This window comes from Yinghuangia soli (assembly GCF_021502675.1).
Classification (GTDB): domain Bacteria; phylum Actinomycetota; class Actinomycetes; order Streptomycetales; family Streptomycetaceae; genus Yinghuangia; species Yinghuangia soli.
On the sequence record NZ_JAKFHA010000021.1, the window covers coordinates 23,208 to 41,766 of the forward strand.

Consider the following 18,559-nt stretch of genomic DNA (forward strand, 5'->3'; position numbering starts at 1 on the left):
TCCCGAGCGACCTCCCCCTCAGTGGCCCAGGTGTTGACGCCGCGTCAGTGCGTGCGCAGCTCGCCGGGGCCGATCCGCGGACCCTGCTGATGGTGCTCACTCACCTGACCCGCGACTTGTCCCTCCTCGAGCGGTTCGCGAAGGTCTGCGACCCGTCGCACGCCGAGACCGGCGCGGAGCCGGACGCGGACGCAATACGCGACCTGCTGGCCGAGGTACTGACGAGCGGTCGGCCCGTCGACACGACGCCCCTGACCGATGCGTTGTTCCAGCGCCTCGCGTCGGCCTACGTTCACGAGCCGGTGGACGAGGAGTTCATCCCGCTCCTTCTCGATCAGTGCGGCTTCGCGAAGCTGGCGCCTGAGCCCTCGCACCCCCCGAAGGCCCTCTCGCGGCAGAGGGACTTCCACGTCGCGGTTATCGGTGCCGGGCTTTCCGGCATCTGCGCGGGCGTCAAACTCGGCGAAGCGGGTTACAGCTACCGCATCTACGATCGCAACGAGGACGTCGGCGGCACCTGGCTCACCAACGTGTACCCGGGCGTCGGGGTGGACACCCCCAGCCACTTCTACTCCTACTCCTTCGAAGTCAACCCGGACTGGCCCGAGTTCTACTCCAAGGGCGAGTACGTGCTCGACTACCTGCGCCGCTGTGCGGACGGGTACGGGGTGCGGGACCACGTCGAGTTCCAGACCGAAGTCCTCAGCTGCGCCTACGACGACGCCTCCAAGCGCTGGGCCGTCACGGTTCGCGATCGCCGAGGCCAGGAGCGCGTCGACTGGGCCGATGCGGTGATCACCGCCATAGGTGTATTCCAGGGCGCGGTACGCCCCGACATCCCTGGCCTCGACGAGTTCGCCGGCATCGCCGTGCACACGGCCGAGTGGGATCCCGACCTCGATCTCACTGGTCGGCGGGTGGCGATGATCGGCACCGGCGCCAGCTCGATGCAGGTCGGACCGGCTATCGTCGACGATGTCGCCCAGTTGACGGTCTTCCAGCGCAGTCCTTCGTGGATCATGCCCCGCCGCAAGGATGACCTCACCGTCTCCGAGGGGGCCAACTGGGCCATGCGGCACGTACCCTTCTACGGCGAATGGTTCCGGTTCTTCACCTACTGGTTCGCGTCCGACGGCAACTTCGTGCGCGTCGTGATCGACCCCGAGTGGCACATGCCGGAAGTCTCGGTGTCCAAGCCCAGCGAAGACCTTCGGCAGTGGCTGCTGGCGTACGCCCGCGAAGAACTCGCCGACCGGCCGGACCTCCTGGAACGCGTGATTCCGGACTACCCGCCGTTCGGCAAGCGGATCCTGCGGGACAGCAACTGGTACCGGATGCTGAGGCAGGACCACGTCGAGCTGGTCACCGATGCCATCGAACGCGCCACGACGGGCGGACTGGTCACCGCGGACGGCCGCGAGGTCCCCGCGGACGTACTGATCCTCGCCACCGGCTACCAGGTGCTGCCGATGCTCGGTCAGATCGATATCACGGGCCGGAACGGAACAGCCCTGACCGATGTCTGGGGCCACGATGAGCCGCGTGCCCATCTGGGCACGACCGTGCCGGGTTTTCCGAACCTGTTCGTGCTGGCCGGGCCCAACAGCGCGCCGAACCACGGCGCCGGCGTCAACATCCTTGCGGAGAGCCAGATCCACTACATCGTGGGATGCCTCGATCTGCTCCACGAACGCGGCGCGCGGGTTCTGGAGCCGCGGCAGGACGTACACGACGCCTACAACGAGCGGGTGGACGAAGCGCTCGAAGGACGCGTGTGGAGCCACCCGAGCGTCCGCAGCTACTACCAGAACAGCAGCGGCCGCGTGATCGTGTCGTGCCCGTGGCGCCTGGTCGACTACTGGTCGATGCTCCGCGTTCCTGACGAGGATGAGTACATCCTGAGCTGACTCCAAGGCAGCGCTCCAACGTTCGGCGGTTGCCCTCTCGACGATTCCAGCGTACGTATTACACAAATCTGTTCACCTGTCGGCGTGAGCTCCATGAGGCGTCCACGCCGACAGGGGTGCCTGAGTGGCAGGAGTGCATGTGACCCCCCACGACCACCTCGCGGCCCACCAGTTGATTCACCGCTGGTGGTTCAACTACGACGAAGGCCGCCTCGAGGTCCTCGCCGGACTTCTCTCGGACGACTGCCACCTCGCGTCCCATACCGAGACCGGGCAGCACCCGCACGAGGAGTTCATTCGCTCCGACAATCGCGGCCCCGATGCTGCGATGGCCTGGACAAGGGAGCACCGGAAGCACAGCCCCTACCCCTTGCGGCACCACGCGGCGAACATCCACGTCACGGCGGAGCGCGACGAGGAGGTCGACCTCTCCTCCTACCTGTTCGTCACCCAGATCGTCGATCGTTCGCCGAGCACCCTCTCCAGTGGCATCGTCCACTGGACACTGGTCAGGACCGGCGGCGGCTACAAGATCCGGCGCAAGGAGGTTGTGTTGGACTCGATCGAGTCCGCGGCCTTCCACGAGGTGGACTTCGTCGCGGACCGCCAGAAGTCCTGGTAGCTCCAGGCAGGACGCCCGCAAGGCTGCGGCGGCCCGGCGAAGCACGCAGGGCCGCCGCAGTTGCCGCCGAGTCGGCGGTCTCGGCGAGGCTTCCCAGGGAGGCGGGGACGGCCGTGATCCGTCAGTCCAGGAGGCTGTTCAGGAACGAGTTGGAGAACACCTTGTGGGGGTCGTACTGATTGAGTTGGGCAACCGCTGCGTCCCAGTTGTTGCCCGCAGGCAGGCCGACCCGGAACTGGTTCGGAACGGTGGCCGACAGCATCGTGCCGTCGGCCCAGGCTGCTGTGCCGCTGTAGCCCCAGCCCTTCGACCACTCCGGGCGCACCTGCGCGTATGCGCCGGAATAGTTGGCGAAGACCCATTGCTCGGTCTCACGGTAGAACTGCTGGCTGTACGGCGTTCCGGGCACCGTCAGGACGTCCAGCCACACCGCGACGTCCCACTCCGGGTGGTCCGGCCGGTTCCGCACCGCTGACAGCGTCGGAGGCACGGCCCCCGAGACTTGGGCGTCGGCGGGATTGTCCAGACCGGTGACGCGGATCTCCAGCGGGCCGTTCATCGGGTAGCGGCCCTGGCCGGCATACGTGTTCAGCGCGTTCTTGTAGTACGCGTAGAACTCGGCGACGACTTTCTGGATGTTGGCCCGCCTGGTGAGCACGGCGTATCCGTTGGCGTGCACCCGCATGGTGGTCGGCTTGACGTACAGCATCGTGTTCTTCGACCAGCCCCACAGGTCCCAGCTGCCCGTGGTGATCAGCCCCGCCGCGACCACACCGAACTGCGTCTGGCAGAACGTCGGAGTCAGATTGGCCGCTCCGGCGGTGATCTGCCCGAGGAGGTCGGCCGCGCCCTCCGACAGGAAGTCGCTGAAGGGGTAGTTGTAGGGACTCCCGACCTCTTTGGCCAGGAACGGCTTCGTCGGGGTGACCGACCACACCTTGAGCCAGGGATTGTCGGTGAAGGGGAACCAAATCGCCTCGACGCGACCTGTGCGGTCGACGAAGCCGGCGAACGAATTGCTTCCTGCCGTTGCGGGTTGGGCGAACAGATCGTCTGCCCCGATGTTGACCCAGCTCTGGCACCGCAGACGCTTGTTGGCGCCGACGCGGAGTGTCACCTCGGTGACGAAACCGCGGCCGAGGTTCACCAGCAGGGCCCCGATGGCCGGATCGTTGCGCTGGAAGGTCCGCAGCCTGTAGGCGTTTGCCGCGGGATCCCACACCACGGCGGCGAGCGAAACGATCAGATTGCTGAGCGTCCCGAAGGTATGGCCGGGGGTGGCGGATTCCCCGGTCTTGGGAACAGCGGTACCGTGCCCGTCGATGGCAAGCACACCGCCGAGGCTGAGGTCGCCGGGGGCAGGAGTCGCGGTGAGGCCGAGGCCGACGTTCTCCAGCGCCTGCAACAGGGCCATCATCGAGACCCCTGTCTGAGCCGTGACACTCGCCGGGTTGCCGGCGGAGACGGCCACGGCTTTGAGGTGCTGGGTGGTGTCGAGCAGCAGGATGTTCGTCGGCGCGCCTTGCTGGATCAGCAGGGGCGACCAGTTGTGGCTGAAGCCCTTCGCCCGAAGCTTCCACCCTTGCGCGCGCGCCCAGTTCGCGAGCGCGACTACCTGCTCCGGTGTCGCGGGGGCGCACGTCCAGACGTCGTCGACGCGAGTTTCGCCTGACCAGTTGCGGTAGCCCTGGAGGTACGCGGTGACTCCCGATGGAAGCCCGGGCGGAGCCGGTACGGCAGCATCCGCAGCCTCGACTCGGAACGCCGGGGTCCACTGGGCTGCCGTGAGCGCAGCGGCTCCGACGAGCCCCCCGAGGAGCGCGCGCCGGCCTACGCCGGCTGCCGTGCCGGCGTCGTTGGTGTCGAGCCGATCGTTCATGGTGTCCCTTTCCCTTGCGAGTGACCGGCCCGGATCGTCGACGGACGATCGAGCGGAACTGCATGATCCGGTTCCGGTTCGTGCCACGGGGATGCCTCCCCGTCGCGCTTGGGGAGGGACGTTCGGGAACGCAGGTGTGCCAGGTGGGCGTGCTGATCAAGCCCTCGCAAGTGCCGACCGGGGTCACTTGGGCTCGGCAAAGCCGCCGGGATGCATCCTTGCAATGCGCTGCCGGCGCAATCCGGGTCGTCATCCGACAGGCGAGGTAGCGCGTGCAACCTTCCGAGTAGAGTGCGCCGCCGCGCACCCCAAGTCAAGCCGTTCCCCACTGGTGACACGTGTCAATTTACGTGGGCGCAAAGCAAAACACGGGCAGTTTCTTCCCTTTGCGAGCACATAACCGATACGTCGGGCACCCGCGCAGCGGGTGCGCTACGCCGCTCCGCGAGCCTGGCGCCCGGGGAAGGCACGCGCCTCGGGCGATGTTGCGCAACACCCGACATGGAAACCCGACTTGGCGCGCGAGTCGACCCAGGACCAAAATTTCGTACTCGTTACACTAATGCTCTTCATCAATCAAGGGCATAGGCGTCGGCTAGGCTCCGGCGCCCAGCGCGGTTGATGTCGCCCACAGATCCGTTTCAGGCCTCAGGTCTGCTTCGTTGATCCGGGTGTGCGACTGGGGGACGTCGCGTGTTCGGGCACCACACCACCCATTCGTTCAGAGCGGGCCGGCTCGGCCGCCCCTCCCCAGCCATGGCAGGCGAACGTGTTTCGCTTCACCTTCGCGCCCATCCGCCGCCGCGGGAGTCGTGCTTTCGCCATAGCGGCAGCTGCGGCTCTCCTGGTCACAACCTCCTGCGCGCCCGAGGGACAGGACAAGCCCAACGCGCAGCTCACTCCCGGCCAGGGAGGCGTCCTACGCGTGGCTATCCCGGCAGACCCCGGCTCCCTGGATCCGTTCACCACACCCGCATACGCCGTGGCGTACGGGAACGTGCTGTCCGCGATCTACGACCCGCTGGTGTGGGCCGATCCAGCTACAGGCACCGTCCAGCCCAACATCGCCGAGTCACTCACCGCCGACGGTGACGCTCGCGTGTGGACCCTCACGATCCGTCCGAACGTGGCGTTCTCCGACGGACAGCCATTCGACGCAGCAGCAGTCAAGGCGAACTGGCTCGCCCATGCGGAGCCCGCAACCGGATCGGCGGGTGCCGTCGTCGCTGCAGGGCTCAAACTGACGATCACGGCACCCCTACGCCTGAGCATTGAACTACCCAGCCCCAACGCGAACTTCGACCGCGCGGTCGCGAACAACCTGGCCTACATCGCCTCCCCGCGTGCCCTGGCCGACCTCAACACCCTGCGCGCCAGCCCGGTAGGCGCCGGCCCCTTCGTGCTGGCCGAACGCAAACCTGGCGAACAGCTCACACTACGAAGGAACCCGCGCTACTGGCAGGCTGGCCGCCCCTACCTCGATCGACTCGAATTCCGCGTCGCCCCACCGGGTAAAAGCCTGCCCGAAGCTGTGGACGCGGGCGGCATCGATCTTGCGTCGTTCAGCGACCCCATGCAGGCCAAGGAGGCCACTGATCAGGAATTGGGTGTGATTCGCCTGAGTCTGAGCGGCGGGCTCATGCTCGCCTTCAACACCCGCAAGCCGCCGTTCGACAACCCGGCGACCCGCCGGGCAGTCGCCAACAGTCTCAGCACGGCGGAGATCAACCGCCGATTCTTCGCCGATGCAGGGACCCCGGCGCAGGGGATCTTCGCACTCGCGTCGCCGCTCGCGAGCCCGCAGCTCGCGGCACCGAACGACGACCGAGAAGCGGCACGTGCCGCATTCGACACCCTGACTCTCGGTGGCACTCGCCCGGTGCGGTTCTCACTATTGATCGTCGGCGGCGGTCAAGACCCCAATTCCCAGGCCGGCTACATCAGACAACAGGTCGAGCAATTCCCTGGCGTGCACTTGCAGATCGAGGATGTCGACACGCCGACGCTCATCCGGCGCACGATTGCCGGGGATTTCGACATCGCAGTTTCCGGCATGTGGATGAGCGACCCGGAGCCGGTTCTGTACGACTTCCTGCGGCCTGGGAGCCCTACCAACGTCAGCGGGTACTCGAACGCCGTGGTGACCGAGGCCATGAATAGCGGCCGCCTGTCCACCGACACCGAGAGCAGACGCGCGGCATATACACGTGTACAACTGCGGCTCAACGAGGACGTGCCCTTCTGGGTCTACCAAGAGGCCGCCAGCACCGTCGTCTTCGCTCCAACAGTCACGGGCGTCCAGCCCTACAACGACGGCCTGGTGCTGTTCGACCGCGTAGGCCTGCGCGCCTGACCTCCTGCTCTGCCAACGGACACGGGGCAGCGCCACGAACGGGGGGCGTGGCGCTGCCCCGAAGCGAAAACGCCGTGCGCGCCCCCGGCGGGCCCGGCGGCCGCGTTTGGAGGGATGGCACCGCACCGGGGGGGGGGCGGGCGCCCCCCCCCCCCCACCCCCGGGCCCCCCCCCCCCCGCCCCCCCCCGCCGCCGCAGTTTGCAGGTATGTCTCCGAAGCAGTTCGCAGCGCTCAGTGGCCGGCGGGGGTGATCTCCAGGACGAAGACAGGGATCTCGCGGTCCGTCTTCTCCTGGTATTCCGCGTAGTCCGGGTACGCAGCGAGTGCACGTGCCCACCACAGGTTCTTTTCGTCCCCGACAACCTGCCGAGCAGTCATGTCCTGACGCTGCGGCCCGTCCTGGAGTTCGACGCGCGGGTCAGCGATGAGGTTGTGGTACCACTGCGGGTGTCGGGGAGCCCCACCTTGCGACGCGACCGCCGCGTACACCCCGTCGTGCTCGATGCACATGACCGGCGTCTTGCGGAGGTTCCCGCTGGTCGCCCCCAGCGTCGTCAGCAACACCACAGGCATTCCCCGGAATGTGGTGCTCTCCAGGCCTCCAGAGCCTTCGTACGCCGCAACGTGGTCGCGCACCCATTTCTGGGCGCTCGGCTCGTACTCGCCCTTCAACGGCATGATGCCCCCTCCAGTCTCCGAAGCTCACGGTCCCGCACGCGTTTCTCCCGTAGCGGCGCCGTCGGGCCAATTTAGCGTATGGCATTCACTAATAGGTGTGCGGCTCAGAGCGAGTTGGCTCGCGCGACTCGTCCGAGCCAGCCGAGGCTCGGCTTGGGCCGGCGCTCGAAGGTGCTCCGGTCGACCGCGATGAGGCCGAACGTCGGATCCCAACGGCCCCATTCGAAGTTGTCGAGGAGACTCCAGTGCAGGTACCCACGGACGTCGATGCCGCTCTCGATGGCCTGATGCATATCGCGCAATCCTGCGCTCGTGTACGCGATTCGGCGCTCGTCGTCGGCGGTGGCGATCCCGTGTTCGCTGACCACGATCGGTACGTCTCCGACAACCTCGTGCGTGTGCCGCAAGGCAATCCCGAGCGCGTCCGGCCGGTACGCCCAGCCCATCAGGGTGTTGTCAGGGTGCTCGGGGTGCGGAACGATGCCGTCGTCGTCCACCATCTGGCTCGTGTACGACTGCACGCCGACGAAGTCGTCATCCCGAGCCGGCTCCAGGTACATGTCCTCCCACAGGTGCTGCATCTCCGCGTGCTTGGCCTCACTCCCCGGCACGGGCACGAGTGCCTGGTTCGCCACGGTCCAGCCGACGTTCGCGCCGACTGCCTCGCGGATCAACGGCGCGACCGCCCGGTGTGCTGCGATGAGAGCCTCACCGACCTCGACGTCCGGGAGCGCCCCGACGAACTGGTAATCCTTGCCCTCCGCGATACGACGCTGCTGGCCGTGGTTCACCGCGAGCACGTTCGGCTCGTTGATCGTGCAGACCCACCGGACACCGTCAAGGATGGTGCAGGCCTGCTCCACGTAGCGGGTGAAGAGGTCGGTCGCGTCGTCCGCGAGCCACGCTCCGTTGTCCCCGAACCAGATGGGGTGGGTGAAGTGGTGGAGGCTGACGACAGGGGTGATGCCGAGCCGGATCGCGGCGTCGATCATCCTCCGGTAGTGCGCCAACTCTGCGCGCGAGAACTTGCCGGGGCTCGGCTCGATACGGGACCACTCGATACTGAAGCGGTAGGCATTCAGGCCCGCTTCGGCCAGCAGCCTCATGTCCTCTTCGTAGCGGTGATAGCTGTCGAGCGCATCACCGCTGAACTGCACGCCGAAGTCCGCGGCCACGTGCTCGAGTTGCCACCAGTCGTTGTTGAGGTTGTTGCCTTCGATCTGATGCGCGGCGGTCGACGCTCCCCAGAGAAAGCCTTCGGGGAAGGTACGGTCCATGCTGACTCTCCTCGGAGTTTTCGGTGACTGCCGGTGGTTGTTCGCGGCTGGGTTTCGCTGCCCTACGCCTGGGCGAGGCGGAAGGGGGAGTCGGCTACTCCTCGGTCGGCGGCCCGGCGTCCATCTGCGCAACAGGCCTCAGGCGGGGGACAAGGAAGGTGGTCAGCAGCACCAGCAACAGCGCCACTGCAGCCCACCGGAACACGTTCACGTACCCCTGGTCGAGGTAGAACTGCGTGCCTTGGACGACGGTGCCGTCCCGGGCCAGGATCGCGTAGGACGCCGCGATGGCAACCGAGGCGATGATGCCGAGGACAAGCCCCTGCACCATGTTGGCGATTCCCTGTTCCTCGGGTTCCACGGCCTCCATGATCATCACGTACACCGTCGAGATGACCATGCCGTAGCCGACGGAGAACACCATCGAGACGACCGCCAGTTGGGCAGCCGAATAGTGATACGAGGCCAGCAGGAGGAGCCCGATCGCGGCAACGACCAAACCGGCCCTCAGCGGGAGTCGGCTGTCGATCCGGCGGACCGCGAACCCTGTCGCGGCACCCGTGGCCAGCATGAGGATGTTCGCCGGCAGCCCGATCACCGCGTTGTGCGTGACGCTGAATCCGAGGCCGTCGGACACCCCGGGAATGTCGGGGTACAACGGAAGCAGCTGCAGAATGGGCCCGACCGCGGAGAGCACGCCGAGCGCGGCAGCCGTGGTCAGGAAGACCGACCAGACCGGCCGACGCTTCAGCATCCCCAGAGGGACCATCGGGTGGGCTACGCGCGCCTGGGAGATCACGAACACCACCAGGCCCAAGGCTCCGCCGACCATGAAGGCGAGCGTGCCGGTCGAAGTCCACCCCCAGTCGGAACCCTTGCCGACGCCGTAGGTGATGGCGGTGACGCTCCCGCCCAGCAGCAGGCCGCCGATCCAGTCCATGTGGACGTCGGTCCGGGCAATCGGCGGCGTGCTCGGCATGAAGAAGATCAGCAGCAGCAAACCGATCGCCGTGGCGATCACGAAGCTCCACAGCGCCCCCCGGAAGCCGAAGTCGTCCAGCAGCCAGCCGGACAAGAACGGGCCGCCGATCGCAACCAGGCCGACCCCTGAGGCGACGATGCTGCTCGCGGTGGCGGCTTGCTTGGGTGGGAAGAGCTCGCGGATCGCTGCATACGCCAAGATGCTGATGGGTGCATAGAAGCCCGCAATCGCACGCCCGGCGATCATCACCCCGAAGGTCGGAGCCACCGCTGCGATCACGTCCCCGATCAGCCCGAGCACCGTGATGGCGATCATCACCGTACGACGGCCGAAGATGTCGGCGGCCTTCATCACGTACGGGGTGACCAGCGTTCCCACCACGCCGGTGGCCAGCGCGAACCAGGCGATCTGCGTGGTGTGGAAGTGCATGGCGATCTGCGCCTGCGCAGAGCCGCCGACCAGCGCGATGAGCGTCAAGAGCTGGGTAGGCCACAGCAAAGCAAGAACGATGAGAGCAGCCATGAGCCCGCGGCGTGGTTCGGGTCGGCGGTCCGCCACGGGAGCGGGGAAGGTTTGCATGGCTGTGGTACCTCTTTGCACAGACCGGCCGACGTGCTGCCGGCAGGTTGATCGGGTGTGACGACTACGATCTGGCGCCCGCCGCGGTGCCGTGCGGGACGCGCGCCGGCTGGCGCGCTCCGAGACGGCGGCGTCGGCCGCGATCACCGCGGTGGCGGGACTCGGCGCATGCGGTCAGCGAAGCGTCTGGGGACCAGGCATCAGGCTGCCCTGGGCGGCGCTGTGACCGCGGATGCGAGCCCGTAGTGCTGCGCTCAAATCAAATCCCTGGTCCGATTGGTCCCGAGTCCTGCGCAATGATGATGGTTGCGCGCGCTACCCGCCGAAGGTAGCCGATCGCAAGTAGCACGCGCAACCCTTTGGCGGACCAAGATCGCCGACCTGCTATGTCGTCCGTGGTCGATCCGAGGCCGCGGCACCTCGACGGAACTGCGCTGCGTGCAGGGCACGGTAAGCACCGCCCGTCCTGGCCACGAGCTCTTGGTGAGTGCCTTGTTCGACGATTCGTCCTCGCTCCATGACCACGATCGTGTCGGCGTCGCGGATCGTGGACAGACGATGGGCGATCACAAACGCGGTCCGCCCCTCACGCAGCCGGGCCATGGCCTGCTGGATCAGCACCTCGGTACGGGTGTCGACGGAACTGGTCGCCTCATCCAGGATCAGGATCGTGGGGTCGGCGAGAAAGGCTCTGGCAATGGTGAGGAGCTGCTTCTCCCCCGCGCTGAGGCCGGCCCCGCCCTCATCGTCCAGCACCGTTTCGTATCCGGCCGGCAGTGTGCGGATGAAGCGGTCGGCATGAGCGGATCTGGCGGCCGCGACCACCTGTTCCCGCGTGGCATGCCGGGCGCCGTAGGCGATGTTGTCGGCAATCGTGCCGCCGAAAAGCCACGTGTCCTGCAGCACCATGCCGATGCGGGATCGAAGGTCGGCGCGGGACATGGTCGCGATGTCGACTCCGTCGAGGGTGATGCGTCCTCCGGTGATCTCGTAGAACCGCATCAGGAGATTGACGAGCGTGGTCTTGCCCGCGCCGGTGGGCCCGACAATGGCCACGGTGTGACCGGGTTCCGCAACCAGAGACAGCGACTCGATCAGCGGCTCGGCCAGGGTGTACCTGAAAGAGACGTCCTCGAATGCGACGCGGCCGGCACCCGATGACGGCACAGGCACGGCAGGCTCGGGCTTCTCCTCGCTCGCGTCGAGCAGGTCGAACACCCGCTCGGCCGAGGCCATCCCGGACTGAACCATGCCCAGCATGCCCGCGATCATCCCGAGCGGCTGACTGAACTGCCGGGAGAACTGGACGAAGGCCTGGACTTCGCCGACGGTGAGCGCCCCGGAGGCGATCCGGAGGCCGCCGACGGCCGCAACGAGCACGTAGTTGAGGTTGCCCACGAACATCATCAGGGGCTGGGTCAGTCCTGACGTTGCCTGGGCGCGCCGAGAAGCCTCGTAAAGGCTCTCGTTCTCGGCGTCGAACGCCGCGAGCGCCTGGTCCTCGCGGCCGAAGGCCTTGACCAGGGCGTGCCCTGTGTACATCTCCTCGATGTGGCCGTTGAGGCGCCCCGTGTGGCGCCACTGTCGGGTGAACTCGGGCTGGGAGCGCTTGCCGATCCACGCCATTGCGAGCAAGGAGAGCGGCACGGTCAGCAAGGCGATCAGCGCCAGCAGCCAGGAGATCCAGAACATCACCCCGAGAACCGCGACGATGGTCAACGCCGACATGACCAGCTGACCGACGACCTGCTGCAGGCACTGCGCGAGGTTGTCGATGTCGTTGGTGACCCGGCTGATGATGTCGCCGCGCCGCTTGCGGTCGTAGTAGCTCAGCGGAATCCGGGAGAGCTTGCGCTCGACGTCGTGCCGCATCTGACGAGCGGCATGTTGCACGGCGGTGTTCGCGAGGCGGCCTTGCACGACACCGCACAGCCCCCCGGCGACGTAGACCGCTGCCGTCCAGGCGAGCACCCGGGCCACGGCCCCGAAGTCGATGCCCGCGCCGGCGTCGTCCAGGATGCCGCTGACGACGAGGTCGGTCGCATGGCCCAGCAGAACCGGGCCGGCCACGGTCAGGCCAACACTGGCCACGCCGAGTACGAGCAGCGCGGTGAACTGTCCGCGCCGCTGAGCCAACAGCCGCACGGTGCGGGCTGCGGTCCCGACGAAATCCGACGAGTGCTCAGGGTGGTCGGCGTCGGTCTTGGCGCCGCTCACGCCGCTTCCTCCTCGGTCAGCTGTGAGAGGACGATTTCCCGGTAGGTCGGGTTGCCGGCAAGGAGTTCGGGATGCGTACCCTCGCCAACGATGCGGCCTGCGTCGAGAACCACGATCCGATCCGCGTCACGGATGCTGTTCACCCTCTGGGCGACCACAATGACGGCGGCTTCCGAGGTTTCTCGGGCCAGCGCGGCGCGCAGCCGCGCATCGGTGGCATAGTCCAACGCCGAGAAGGAGTCGTCGAACAGGTACACCTGCGGACGGCCCACCAGCGCTCGGGCTATGGCGAGGCGTTGCCGCTGCCCGCCGGAGACGTTGCCGCCCCCCTGGGCGATCCGCGCGTCGAGGCCGTCAGGGAGTGCCGCGACGAAGTCGCGCGCCTGGGCGATCTCCAGAGCGCGCCAGAGGTCTTCATCGGTGGCGCCGGGTGCGCCGTAGCGCAGGTTCGAGGCGACGGTGCCGGAGAAGAGGAACGGGCGCTGCGGGACGTAGCCGACCGTGCCGGCGAGCACGGCCGGGTCGAGTTCGCGGACATCGACTCCGCCGACCAGGACCCGGCCGTCCGTGGCATCCGACAGGCGGGGGATCAGGGCCAGCAGGGTGCTCTTGCCGCTCCCGGTGCCACCGATGATCGCGGTCGTCTCTCCTGGGCCCACGCTGAGGGACACGGCCTCGAGCACGCTCTTCTCCGCTCCCGGAAACCGGAAGGTGATGTCGCACAGCTCGACGTGGCCGCGGCGGATGAGCGTGTGGACCGGCCGTAGCGGCGGAGCCACCGAGCTTTGCGTCTCGAGGACTTCGACGATGCGCCGGGCGCTGACCTCGGCCCGCGGGATCCACAGCAGCATGAATGTGGCCATCACCGCGGCCATCAGCATCATGAGCACGTAACTGATGAACGCCGTCAGGCCGCCGATGGTCATCTCGCCGTCGGCCACGCGCTGGGCGCCGAACCACAGGACGGCGACGCCCGCGACGTTGGCGATGGTCATCACGGCCGGGAACATCCAGGCCATCACGTGACCGACGCGCAGCGACACATCCGTGAGATCGCTGTTCGCGGCTCCGAAGCGGCGGCTTTCGTGTTCTTCCTTGACGAAGGCGCGGATGACCCGGAGCCCGGTTATCTGTTCGCGCAGAATGCGGTTCACCGTGTCGACGCTCGTCTGCAGGGCGGTCGACAGCGGTGCCAGGCGGCGGAGGATCGCGCCGATCGCGACGCCCAGGACAGGAATGAGCACGACGAGAGCGAGTGAAAGCCCAGGGTCCTGGTCAATGGCCAGCGCAACTCCGCCCAGGCACATGATGGGTGCGGAGACCATCAGGGTCAGCGTGAGCAGGACCAGCATCTGCACCTGCTGAACGTCGTTCGTGGTCCTCGTGATCAGCGACGGCGCACCGAAGCGGCCCAACTCGCGTGCGGAAAAGGTCTGCACGTGGGCGAAGACGGCCCGGCGGACGTCCCGTCCGAAGGCCATACCCACGCGCGCGCCGATCCGGGCCGCGCCGTAGGCGCACACCAGCTGGGTGAGTGCGATGGCCGCCATGACTGCGCCGGCGTAGACGATGTAGCGCTGGTCGTTGTGCGCCACCCCGTGGTCGAGGATCCGGGCGTTCAGGTTGGGCAGGTACAAGGTGGCCGCGGTCTGGACGAGCTGGAGGACCATGAGCAGCGCTACGGCACGGGAGTAGGGCCGGAGGTGGTCTCGCACCAGTCGGATCAGCACACTCGTCCTCCGAGCATGGGCAATGGAGCAGCATCGAATCACGTATGAGATACACAAAATAGCGGACCGCGAGGAGCCCTTTCAGGGCGTCGATCGCGGTGGCTCCGCACCGACACCGAAGCGGTATTCAGTGACCGAGGCGTATCCCTGTTCTGGGCGCAGGACCGTGGACGGGTACTCCGGGCGGTTGGGGGCGTCGGGAAAGTGCTGGGTCTCCAGGCACACTGCATGGTGCCGATCGAACGGTGCTGTAAGGAAGTTGCCGGTGTAGACCTGGATGCCCGGTTCGGTGGTCCACACCTCGAGGGCCCTGCCGGTGGGAGGGTGCGTGAGACGGGCCGCTCGGCGCGGAGTGGGTGAGACTCCCCCGCGCAGGGCGAAGCAGTGATCCAGGCCTCCGGCCGCGACGATGCCCGGGTGCGAATTGGCCAGCGTCTCCCCGAGTCGGCCGCCCAGCGCGAAAGGGGTCCCTGCAGTGGGTGCAAGAGGGCCCAGGGGTATCTGCGTCGCGTCGGTCGCCAGATACATGTCGGCTTCCACCGTCAGCGCGTGGTCGCTGACGCTGTCGCTCTCCGCCAGGTTCCAATAGGCGTGCTGGGTGAGGTTGATGACCGTCGGCCGGTCGGTGGCCGCGCGGTAGCGCACCGCGAGCGTGCCGTGTTCGTCGAGGCTGTAGATCACGTGGACGTCGAGGTTGCCGGGGAACCCCATGTCCCCGTGCGGGCTGCGCAGTCGCAGGGCGACCCCGGCGCTGTCGGGCGTGCGGATCCCGGACGCGTCCCAGACCCGCCGGTGGAAGCCGTCCGGTCCACCATGCAGGGTGTGCGGTCCGTCGTTGGCTTCCAACTTGTGCTCGCTGCCGTCCAGGACAAACCGGCCATGCGCGATGCGGTTGGCGTAGCGCCCGACGACCGCACCGAGGTAGGAGGGGTCGGCTGCGTATGCCTCGACGGAGGGCAGGCCGAGGACGGTTTCGAGGGAGCCAGCGTCCGCCGTGGGGATCCGACACGACTGGAGCGTCGCTCCGTAGGTCAGGACGGCGGCACTGTGGCCTCCCGGGGCGCGGAGCACCCAGCGGTGGACCGGCGTCCCGTCCGGCGCGTGGCCGAAAGGGTGCTCGGTGACGCTCAGACCGGACATGGGCCGGCTCCCTGCGACGGCTGGACGGACAGGAACACAGGCTCGGGAAGGCCGGCTTCCTTTGCTGCAGCAGATACCGCGTCCGCCACGGCATCGCGGCGGTCGCCGTCCACAAGGGCGAGCACCGAGCCTCCGAAGCCGCCTCCGATCATGCGCGCGCCGTAGGCGCCCGCGGCAACGGCCGCATCGGCGGCGCTGTCCAACTCGACGCTGCTGACCTGGTAGTCGTCGCGCAGGGATCGATGCGAGGCGGAGAGCAGGGCGCCGAGGCCCCGCGGGTCGGCGCCGCCTTCCAGCAGCGCCACCGTGTCGGTGACCCGAGCGTTCTCCGTGACCACATGGCGGGTGCGCCGGGCGAGCACGGGATCGATAGTCGGCAGTGCCGCCGGGAGCGCATGCGGCTCCAGGTCACGCAAGGAGGCGATGCCGAGGTGTCCGCATGCCTCGGCGCATTCGCGGCGCCTGCGGGCGTATTCACCGTCGACGAGCCGATGCGGCGCCTGGGTGTCGATGACCAGCAGATCCAGTCCCGCGGTGGCCGCGTCGAAGGGCACGTGCCTGACGGTCATGTCCCGGGTGTCGAGGAACAGCAGGTGGCCGGCCTGGGAGAGCATGGCCGCCGACTGATCCATGACGCCGCAGGGCATGCCGACGAAGTCGTTCTCGGCTTTGTGGGCGACATCGATGAGCATTCGCTGTTCCAGCCGGAGGCCAAACAGTTCGTTCAGGGCACCGGCCACGGCGCATTCCAGCGCGGCGGAGGACGAGAGGCCGGCGCCGCGCGGCACGTCCCCGTCGATGTGGATGTCGACGCCGTGCACCGCGTGGCCTCGGCGCGCCAGCTCCCAGACGACGCCGGCGGCATATGCAGCGCCCCCGGACACGGCCCCCGGAGTCAGGTCCGTCAAGTCCATGGAGTCGACCGCATCGGGGACCTGCGCGGAAGCGATGCGGACGAGCCCGTCGGATCGCGGCGCCACACGCGCGGTCACACCGTGCGGAATCGCGGCCGGAAGAACGAATCCGTCGTTGTAGTCCGTGTGTTCGCCGATGACGTTGATGCGGCCGGGGGCCCGCCAGGCGAGAGTGGGGACGCGGTCAAACACGTCGTTGAAGGTGGTCATGCAATGTCCTTTGCGGTGTGGAAGGCCCAGGCGTCGCCGACGATGGTCCGCAGCTCCGGATGTCGGGGCCGCCAACCGAGCAGCGCCTGCGCGCGCTCCGCCGAGGCGACCAGTGCCGCCGGGTCGCCAGGACGGCGCGGCCCTTCCAGCGCGGGTATGGAGCGACCGGTCACCAGCCGCGCGGTGTCGATGACTTCGCGTACGGAGAAGCCGGTGCCATTGCCGAGGTTGTATATCTCGTGCTTGCCGGCCGCGGCGTTCTCCAAGGCGAGCAGATGGGCTCGTGCCAGGTCGGCGACGTGGATGTAGTCCCGGACGCATGTGCCGTCCGTAGTGTCCCAATCAGTGCCGTGGATGACGATGTGGTCCCGCTTCCCCTGCGCCACATCCAGGATGAGTGGGATGAGGTGGCTCTCGCGGGCGTGGCGCTCGCCGAGGCCGGCGTGTGCGCCCGCAACGTTGAAGTAGCGCAGCGACACCGCAGCCAGGCCGTATGCGCGTGCGTAAGAGTCGAGCAGTTGATCAACGGCCAGCTTGGAAGCTCCGTACGGGTTGGTCGGCCGCGCCTCCGCAGTCTCGCGAACGGGTGTAGTGGTCGGGTCTCCATACACAGCTGCGGTGGAGGAGAAGACGAAGCGAGGCACGCTGTGCTGCCGGGCCGCGTCGGCCAAGGCAAGGGAGCCGACGACGTTCGCCTGCCAGTAGGCGGCAGGGTCGGCTACAGAGTCCGCAACCAGCGATCGGGCGGCCAAGTGGACGACCGCGTCATAACGTTCGCGCGACATGACATTGCCTGCGGTGCGTATGTCGGCCTGGACGAACTCGGCGGCGGCCGGGACAGCGTCGCGGTGTCCGGTCGAGAGGTCGTCCAGAACGGTCACCGCATGCCCGGCCTCCAGGAGCACGGCAGTGGTCACCGACCCGATGTAGCCGGCTCCGCCGGTCACCAACACGCGCATCACATTGCTCCGTCGTCGCCGCGGAGCATGGCGGCGGCGCGTTCGGGGGCAATGTCGTTGATGAACACGTCCATGCCGGACTCGGACCCCGCCAGAAACTTCAGCTTTCCGGGGCTTCGCCTGGTGGAGAACAACTCGAGGTGAAGCCAAGAGACTTCGCGATCACGGCGGACGGGGGCCTGGTGCCACGCGGCAATGTACGGCATCGGCATCCCGAACACCGCATCCAGGCGGCGCAGGACGTCCAGGTAGACCAGCGCCAGGTCGTCCCGCGCCGCCTTGTCGAGCGCGGGCAGATCGGGGACGCGACGCAGCGGATACAGGTGCACCTCGAACGGCCAGCGCGCCGCGGCCGGGACGAAGGCGGCCCAGTGCTCGGTACGGACGATGACCCTTACGCCTGCATCCAGTTCCGCTTGGAGTAGGTCTTCGTACAGGTCGCGTCCGGTGCGGTCGCGGTACCCGCGGACGTTCTGCAGGATGCGCTGCGTCCGAGGGGCGACGAACGGGTATCCGAAGATCTGGCCATGGGGGTGCGCCAGGGTGACTCCGATTTCCACGCCCCGGTTCTCGAAGACGAATACCTGCTCTATGTCCGGGACTTCGGCCAACGCCGCGGTGCGATCGCTCCATGCATCGATGACCGTGCGCACTCGCACCGGTGCCAAGTCACCAAACGAGGCGTTGTGGTCGCTGGTGAAGCAGACCACCTCGCACCGGCCGAGGCCGGCGCGCACGGCGTGCGCGTCGTCGGCCGCGGCCGGCACCCCCGGGACCAGGTCAGGCTCGGGGGACGTCATGGCCAGGGACGGGAATCGGTTCTCGAAGACCGCGACGTCGTAGGCCCGGGCGGGGATTTCGGTGTCGCGGGATTCTGTGGACGGGCACAGGGGGCAGGCATCGTCGCTCGGCAGGTGGGTGCGCCCCTGACGATGCGTGGCAACCACGACCCACTCCCCGCGCAAGGGGTCGAAGCGCAGCGCGGAGGCGGGTTGGTGCGCCGGCAGTTCGCGGCGGTCCGCCGGGACACCGTCGGCGGGGATCTCGGTGTCGAAGTAGTAGACGAGTTCTCGGCCGTCCGCGAGCCGGTCGGTCAGTTTGTGCATGTCTT

The 18,559-nt window shown here is 67.6% G+C and carries 13 protein-coding genes; 3 read left to right on the forward strand and 10 right to left on the reverse strand.

The features are described from left to right. Positions 1-89 precede the first annotated feature (89 nt). Both LZ495_RS28355 and LZ495_RS28360 read left to right on the forward strand, forming a co-directional pair. Positions 90-1,907 (forward strand): NAD(P)/FAD-dependent oxidoreductase, encoded by a 1,818-nt coding sequence (locus LZ495_RS28355; RefSeq protein WP_235055772.1) that lies wholly within the window; start codon positions 90-92, stop codon positions 1,905-1,907. A gap of 139 nt (positions 1,908-2,046) precedes the next feature. Further along, complete coding sequence (locus tag LZ495_RS28360; protein ID WP_235055773.1) at positions 2,047-2,529, forward strand: nuclear transport factor 2 family protein; 483 nt, start codon at positions 2,047-2,049, stop codon at positions 2,527-2,529. A gap of 121 nt (positions 2,530-2,650) precedes the next feature. On the opposite strand, the gene LZ495_RS28365 is transcribed toward LZ495_RS28360, so the two are convergent. Next, complete coding sequence (locus tag LZ495_RS28365) at positions 2,651-4,408, reverse strand: cholesterol oxidase substrate-binding domain-containing protein (RefSeq protein ID WP_235055774.1); 1,758 nt, start codon at positions 4,406-4,408, stop codon at positions 2,651-2,653. A gap of 925 nt (positions 4,409-5,333) precedes the next feature. Here LZ495_RS28365 and LZ495_RS28370 point away from each other — a divergent pair. After that, positions 5,334-6,761, forward strand: a complete 1,428-nt coding sequence (locus LZ495_RS28370) for an ABC transporter substrate-binding protein (RefSeq protein ID WP_235055775.1) — start codon at positions 5,334-5,336, stop codon at positions 6,759-6,761. A gap of 232 nt (positions 6,762-6,993) precedes the next feature. Here the strand turns inward: LZ495_RS28370 and LZ495_RS28375 are convergent, their stop codons facing one another. The 9 genes from LZ495_RS28375 to galT form a co-directional block, all read right to left on the reverse strand. Next, positions 6,994-7,440, reverse strand: a complete 447-nt coding sequence (locus LZ495_RS28375) for a nitroreductase family deazaflavin-dependent oxidoreductase (RefSeq protein WP_235055776.1) — start codon at positions 7,438-7,440, stop codon at positions 6,994-6,996. 104 nt (positions 7,441-7,544) lie between these two features. Further along, complete coding sequence (locus LZ495_RS28380) at positions 7,545-8,717, reverse strand: glycoside hydrolase family 1 protein (RefSeq protein WP_235055777.1); 1,173 nt, start codon at positions 8,715-8,717, stop codon at positions 7,545-7,547. A 94-nt stretch (positions 8,718-8,811) separates the two neighbouring features. Then, a complete protein-coding gene (locus tag LZ495_RS28385; RefSeq protein WP_235055778.1) occupies positions 8,812-10,221 on the reverse strand; it encodes an MFS transporter in 1,410 nt (469 codons plus the stop codon). Positions 10,222-10,662: 441 nt separating this feature from the next. After that, entirely contained in the window at positions 10,663-12,495 is a 1,833-nt protein-coding gene (locus LZ495_RS28390; protein ID WP_235055779.1) for an ABC transporter ATP-binding protein, read from the reverse strand. Then, complete coding sequence (locus LZ495_RS28395) at positions 12,492-14,225, reverse strand: ABC transporter ATP-binding protein (protein WP_235055780.1); 1,734 nt, start codon at positions 14,223-14,225, stop codon at positions 12,492-12,494. Before LZ495_RS28395 ends, LZ495_RS28390 begins: the two co-directional genes overlap by 4 nt. Before the next feature lie 81 nt (positions 14,226-14,306). Beyond that, a complete protein-coding gene (locus LZ495_RS28400) occupies positions 14,307-15,365 on the reverse strand; it encodes an aldose epimerase family protein (protein ID WP_235055781.1) in 1,059 nt (352 codons plus the stop codon). After that, positions 15,353-16,489 carry a galactokinase gene (gene galK / locus LZ495_RS28405; RefSeq protein ID WP_235055782.1) on the reverse strand — a complete coding sequence of 379 codons (1,137 nt, stop codon included), beginning with the start codon at positions 16,487-16,489 and terminating at the stop codon, positions 15,353-15,355. The genes LZ495_RS28400 and galK overlap by 13 nt, the downstream gene beginning before the upstream one ends. Beyond that, positions 16,486-17,448 (reverse strand): UDP-glucose 4-epimerase GalE, encoded by a 963-nt coding sequence (gene galE, locus LZ495_RS28410; RefSeq protein ID WP_235055783.1) that lies wholly within the window; start codon positions 17,446-17,448, stop codon positions 16,486-16,488. Before galE ends, galK begins: the two co-directional genes overlap by 4 nt. Further along, positions 17,448-18,554: a galactose-1-phosphate uridylyltransferase gene (gene galT, locus LZ495_RS28415; RefSeq protein ID WP_235055784.1), complete on the reverse strand. Its 1,107-nt coding sequence runs from the start codon at positions 18,552-18,554 to the stop codon at positions 17,448-17,450. The genes galE and galT overlap by 1 nt, the downstream gene beginning before the upstream one ends. Positions 18,555-18,559: the final 5 nt, after the last annotated feature.

Bases quoted from the DNA above. Each gene is read 5' to 3' on its own strand.
- LZ495_RS28355 (WP_235055772.1), top strand. From the start codon at position 90: ATGGTGCTCACTCACCTGACCCGCGACTTGTCCCTCCTCGAGCGGTTC.
- LZ495_RS28365 (WP_235055774.1), bottom strand. From the start codon at position 4,408: ATGAACGATCGGCTCGACACCAACGACGCCGGCACGGCAGCCGGCGTA.
- LZ495_RS28375 (WP_235055776.1), bottom strand. From the start codon at position 7,440: ATGCCGTTGAAGGGCGAGTACGAGCCGAGCGCCCAGAAATGGGTGCGC.
- LZ495_RS28380 (WP_235055777.1), bottom strand. From the start codon at position 8,717: ATGGACCGTACCTTCCCCGAAGGCTTTCTCTGGGGAGCGTCGACCGCC.
- LZ495_RS28385 (WP_235055778.1), bottom strand. From the start codon at position 10,221: ATGGCTGCTCTCATCGTTCTTGCTTTGCTGTGGCCTACCCAGCTCTTG.
- LZ495_RS28400 (WP_235055781.1), bottom strand. From the start codon at position 15,365: ATGTCCGGTCTGAGCGTCACCGAGCACCCTTTCGGCCACGCGCCGGAC.
- galK (WP_235055782.1), bottom strand. From the start codon at position 16,489: ATGACCACCTTCAACGACGTGTTTGACCGCGTCCCCACTCTCGCCTGG.
- galE (WP_235055783.1), bottom strand. From the start codon at position 17,448: ATGCGCGTGTTGGTGACCGGCGGAGCCGGCTACATCGGGTCGGTGACC.
- galT (WP_235055784.1), bottom strand. From the start codon at position 18,554: ATGCACAAACTGACCGACCGGCTCGCGGACGGCCGAGAACTCGTCTAC.